Annotated in this window: 2 protein-coding genes and 1 pseudogene; all 3 read left to right on the forward strand. The window is 69.8% G+C overall.

Features of this window, described 5'->3' with window-relative positions:
* Positions 1 to 13 precede the first annotated feature (13 nt).
* Positions 14 to 1,230 (forward strand): annotated as a pseudogene (locus GUY60_RS33590) (RNA-guided endonuclease InsQ/TnpB family protein).
* A 117-nt stretch (positions 1,231 to 1,347) separates the two neighbouring features.
* The gene (pepN, locus tag GUY60_RS33595; RefSeq protein ID WP_161704807.1) at positions 1,348 to 3,927 is read left to right on the forward strand and encodes an aminopeptidase N; all 2,580 of its coding nucleotides are present in this window, start codon (positions 1,348 to 1,350) and stop codon (positions 3,925 to 3,927) included.
* A 228-nt stretch (positions 3,928 to 4,155) separates the two neighbouring features.
* Positions 4,156 to 5,405 (forward strand): sensor histidine kinase (locus tag GUY60_RS33600; RefSeq protein WP_161704809.1); only part of this gene is annotated, 1,250 nt, incomplete at its 3' end.

The raw sequence follows: 5,405 nt of genomic DNA on the forward strand, positions 1-5,405 counted from the left end.
GGGGGTGGGTCGGGTGATGCGTGCGTACAAGTTCCTGATGCGGCCCACCGTGGGACAGCAGGCCGCGTTGGGCGAGATGCTGGCCAATCACTGCTCGCTCTACAACGGGGCGTTGCAGGAACGCCGCGATGCTTACCGGCATGTTTCGAAGACATCCGTGAAGTACGGAATGCAGTCCGCGCAGCTCAAGGAGATCCGGGCGTTCGACCCCGAGCGGCAAGGGCGTTGGTCTTTCAGCTCGCAGCAGGCGACGCTTCGCCGGTTGGACAAGGCGTTCGCCGGGTTCTTCCGGCGGGTCAAGTCCGGTGACACACCGGGTTATCCGCGCTTCCGGGGCGTGAACTGGTTCGACACAGTGGACTTCCCCAAGGACGGTGACGGCTGCCGCTGGGACTCCACCCCGCACGACCCGGTCACCCGCGTCCGATTCCAAGGCGTCGGCCACGTCAAGGTCAACCAGCACCGGCCCGTGGTCGGCAAGGTCAAGACTGTGTCCGTCAAGCGCGAGGGTCGGAAGTGGTACGTGGTCCTGACCGCTGAGCAGGAGCAGCCTGAGCCGCTGCCCGCGGCGGGCAGTGTGGTCGGCGTCGACCTGGGCATAGCCAACTTCCTCGCCGACTCGAACGGCGAGTTCGTACCCAACCCGCGCCACGGCCGGAGGGCCGCCGCGAAGCTCGAAGCCGCACAGCAGGCCCTTGCCCGCTTCCCCCGGGTGCGCCGGGACAAGCGAACAGCCAACCACCAGCGGGCCGTTGAGAAGGTCGCCGATCTGCACCGCACGGTGCGTCGCCAGCGGCTCGACCACGCCCACAAGACCGCCCTTGACCTGGTCCGCGCACACGACTTGATCGCGCATGAGGACCTCAAGATCCGCAACATGGGCAAGGCCCCCGCACCCAAGCCCGACCCCAACCAGCCGGGCACCTTCCTGCCCAACGGGGCCGCCGCGAAGGCCGGGCTGAACAAGTCGATCAACGATGCCGGTTGGGGGGGGTGTTCCTGACGATCCTGCACGCCAAGGCTGAAAGCGCCGGACGAGACGTGATCGCCGTGGACCCCCGCAACACCTCCCGCACCTGCCCCGAATGCGGGCACACCGCGAAAGAGAACCGGCCCACACAGGACAAGTTCCACTGCGTCTCCTGCGGCCACACCGCGCACGCGGACACGGTGGGCGCACGCAACGTTCTACGGGCCGGGCTGGTCCGTCGCAACGCCCCACCGGCATAGCGAGAAGCCCCCTCATTACAGGAGGGGGAGGAGTCACGGACATCCCGTACGCCCCCCCAGCATGCCCACGGGGCATGCAAGGATTGCCGAAAAGTCCCATCCCGAGGAGATGACAGCGTGCCTGGCACAAATCTCACCCGCGCAGAGGCACAGGAGCGGGCGCGCCTGCTCACCGTGGACGCGTACGAGATCGACCTGGATCTCAGCGGTGCGCAGCAGGGAGGCACGTACCGCTCCGTGACCACCGTGCGCTTCGACAGTGCCGAGGCGGGTGCCGAGAGCTTTGTCGACCTGGTCGCGCCCACCGTGCACGAGATCGTTCTGAACGGCGACCACCTGGACCCGACGCAGACCTTCGCCGACTCCCGGATCGCCCTGTCCGGACTCCGCGAGGGCCGCAACGAGCTGAAGGTCGTCGCGGACTGCGCGTACACGAACACCGGTGAGGGGCTTCACCGGTTCGTGGATCCTGTCGACGATCAGGCTTATCTCTACACGCAGTTCGAGGTGCCGGACGCGCGGCGCGTCTTCGCCAGCTTCGAGCAGCCCGACCTGAAGGCGACCTTCCAGTTCACCGTGAAGGCGCCGAGCGGCTGGACGGTGATCTCCAACTCCCCGACGCCGGAGCCCACGGACGACCTCTGGGTCTTCGAGCCGACGCCGCGCATGTCGACGTACATCACGGCGCTGATCGTCGGCCCGTACCACGCGGTGCACTCCTCGTACGAGAAGGACGGGCAGAGCGTGCCGCTCGGCATCTACTGCCGGCCGTCGCTCGCCGAGCACCTGGACGCGGACGCGATCTTCGACGTGACCCGGCAGGGCTTCGAGTGGTTCCAGGAGAAGTTCGACTACGCCTACCCGTTCGCCAAGTACGACCAGCTGTTCGTGCCGGAGTTCAACGCGGGCGCGATGGAGAACGCGGGTGCCGTCACGATTCGTGACCAGTACGTGTTCCGGTCGAAGGTGACCGACGCGGCGTACGAGGTGCGGGCGTCGACGATCCTGCACGAGCTGGCGCACATGTGGTTCGGCGACCTCGTCACCATGGAGTGGTGGAACGACCTGTGGCTGAACGAGTCGTTCGCCACCTACGCCGAGGCCGCCTGCCAGGCCTACGCGCCGGGGTCGAAGTGGCCGCACTCCTGGACCACGTTCGCCAACTCCATGAAGACCTGGGCGTACCGGCAGGACCAACTGCCGTCCACGCACCCGATCATGGCTGAAATCAATGACCTCGATGACGTTCTTGTGAACTTCGACGGGATCACCTACGCCAAGGGCGCGAGCGTTCTCAAGCAGCTCGTCGCGTACGTCGGGATGGACGAGTTCTTCCGCGGTGTGCAGGCGTACTTCAAGCGGCACGCCTTCGGCAACACCCGGCTCTCCGACCTCCTGGGCGCCCTGGAGGAGACCAGCGGACGCGACCTGAAGACCTGGTCGAAGAAGTGGCTGGAGACCGCCGGCATCAACATCCTGCGGCCCGAGATCGGCACCGACGGCTCCGGTGTCATCACCTCCTTCGCGATCCGGCAGGAGGCCCCCGCGCTGCCCGAGGGCGCCAAGGGCGAGCCGACGCTGCGCCCGCACCGCATCGCCGTCGGCCTGTACGAGCTGCGGGGCGGCAAGCTGGTGCGCACCGACCGCGTGGAGCTGGACGTCGACGGTGAACTCACCGCCGTACCGGACCTCGTGGGCAAGCAGCGGCCCGCGGTGATCCTGCTCAACGACGACGACCTGTCGTACGCGAAGGTCCGGCTCGACGAGGAGTCGCTGCGGGTCGTCACCGAGCACCTCGGCGACTTCACCGAGTCGCTGCCGCGCGCCCTGTCCTGGGCCTCGGCCTGGGACATGACCCGCGACGGCGAGCTGGCGACGCGCGACTACCTGGCGCTCGTGCTCTCCGGCATCGGCAAGGAGTCGGACATCGGCGTCGTGCAGTCGCTGCACCGCCAGGTCAAGCTGGCCCTTGAGCTGTACGCGGCCCCGGACTGGCGCGACACCGGTCTGGCCCGCTGGACCGAGGCCGCGCTCGACCACCTCACCGCGGCCGAGCCGGGCAGCGACCACCAGCTGGCGTGGGCCCGCGCGTTCGCCGCCGCGGCCCGTACGCCCGACCAACTCGACCTGCTGAACGCCCTGTTGGACGGCACCGAGTCGTTCGAGGGCCTGGCCGTCGACACCGAGCTGCGCTGGGCGTTCCTGGAGCGGCTCGCGTCGACCGGGCGGGCCGGCGAGAAGGAGATCGCCGCCGAGTACGAGCGGGACCGGACCGCCGCGGGTGAGCGGCACGCGGCCACGGCCCGTGCGGCGCGGCCCACCGCCGAGGCCAAGGCGGAGGCGTGGGCCTCGGTTGTGGAGGCGTCCGACGCGAAGACGGCGCTGCCCAACGCGGTGCAGGAAGCGGTGATCGGCGGCTTCGTCCAGACCGATCAGCGTGAACTCCTCGCCCCGTACACCGAGAAGTTCTTCGCTGCTGTGAAGGATGTGTGGGCATCTCGTTCACACGAGATGGCACAGCAGGTCGCCGTCGGGCTCTACCCGTCGCTCCAGGTCTCGCAGGCCACCCTGGACCTGACCGACGCGTGGCTCGCGGTGGAGGAGCCCAACGCCGCGCTGCGCAGGCTGATCTCGGAGTCCCGCGCGGGCGTCGAGCGCGCACTGAAGGCGCAGGCCGCGGACGCCGCGGCGGCCTGACGGCCGCTCGTCCGACGGTTGCTCACCGGGTGTTCTGACGCCTGGTCAGCGGGCCCGGTCATGGGTGTGGTCACCACAACACCCCATGGCCGGGCCCTCCTTACACCTCGGTTGCCCCGGGACGCGCACATTTGGCCATGGGCTTGACCCCTGGTCCTGCGGATTCACTCGAAGGCGTTACGCTACCGACCCGTCGGATGATCTTCGCGTACGTACGGGAGTAACGCAGTGCAGAGGGTTCGCGCGGGGGCATCCCCTGGAAGTCCCAAGTCACCCGTCCCGCTCTGGCTGTTGCCTCCCGCGGCCACCGCCGTCGCGGTCGGCGCCACGGCCCCGTTCGTCGACGCGTCCGCCCTTGTCGCGGTCATCGTGATCGGCGTCGTCGCGGTGATCGCCGTGGCCGTCGCCTGCGCCACTGCGTCCCGTCGCGGCCGCCGGATCGCCGCGCTGCGCACCGAGTCGGCCGCCCTGCGGGAGGCCCTGGGGCGGCAGGAGGCGGAGACCGTACGGGTCGCCGAGGAGATGCTGCCCGACGTCGTGGCCCGGCTGCGCCGCGGCGACTTCCCCGAGGACGTACTCGGTGCCATCGACGCCCCGGAGGCGCACCTCAAGGTGCTGCGCTCGGTGGTGAGCGCGGTGACCGCCGAGGAGGACCTGCGTGACTCCGCGCAGCGGGCGTTCGTCAACATCGCCCGCCGCGTGCAGGCGATCGTGCACCAACAGGCCCAGGAACTCCGGGAGATGGAGGACCGGCACGGCCAGGTCCCGGACGTCTTCGGCGACCTGCTCCGGATCGACCACGGCACCGCCCTGATCGGCCGCCTCGCCGACTCCATCGCGGTGCTCGGCGGCGCCCGGCCCGGCCGCCAGTGGGCGCGGGCCGTACCGCTGTACTCCGTGATGCGCGGCGCCATGTCGCGGATCATCGACTACCAGCGCGTCGAACTGCACTCGGTGTCCGACATCGCCGTCGTCGGCACCGCCGTCGAACCGCTGATCCACGCGCTCGCCGAACTGCTCGACAACGCCACCCGCTACTCGCCGCCGCAGACCAAGGTCCATCTCACCGCGGTCGACGTGCAGTCGGGCATCGCCGTGGAGATCGAGGACGGCGGCGTCTCGATGAGCGAGGAGGCCCGCGCCCGCGCCGAGCGGATGCTGAAGCAGGCCCAGCAGGGCATCGACGTCAACGACCTGGGCGAGAGCCCGCGCCTCGGCCTCGCCGTGGTCGGCCGGCTCTCGCAGGCGTACGGCTTCCAGGTGTCGCTGCGCCCCTCCGCGTACGGCGGTGTCCGTGCCGTCCTGGTCGTACCGCAGGAGCTGATCACCACCACCGCGCAGGCCACCGGCCTCGCGCACGGCATCGGCGCCGCCTCCGGGCCGCGCGCGACCATCCCCGCGCCGCGCGCCGAGCGGCAGGCGGCCACCCCGCGCTTCGAGACACCCGCACCCCGCACCGAAGTCCCCGCGCCCCGCAC

This window comes from Streptomyces boluensis, from assembly GCF_009908195.1.
GTDB lineage: Bacteria > Actinomycetota > Actinomycetes > Streptomycetales > Streptomycetaceae > Streptomyces > Streptomyces boluensis.